The sequence below is a fragment of the Psychromonas arctica genome (assembly GCF_038155225.1).
Lineage (GTDB): Bacteria > Pseudomonadota > Gammaproteobacteria > Enterobacterales > Psychromonadaceae > Psychromonas > Psychromonas arctica_B.
On the sequence record NZ_JBAKBA010000416.1, the window covers coordinates 1 to 210 of the forward strand.

Annotated in this window: 1 pseudogene; it reads left to right on the forward strand. The window is 37.1% G+C overall.

The annotated features are described in order from the left end of the window. Nucleotides 1-210: pseudogene (locus V6255_RS18960) on the forward strand (ornithine cyclodeaminase family protein); the annotation flags it as partial.

Below are 210 nucleotides of genomic sequence, written 5' to 3' on the forward strand. Positions count from 1 at the left end.
TACTGGTAAAGTCTCGCATTTTTGTTGATGCAAGAGAAACTGCAATTCAAGATATAGGTGAGCTATCTATTCCCATTAAAGAAGGTGTTATAACAGAGTGTGCTGTCATTGCTGATTTCTACCAACTATGTAATGGTGTTAAGGCTCGTCAAACTGATAAAGAGATAACACTATTTAAAAATGGGGGTGGCGATCATCTTGAGTTGATGA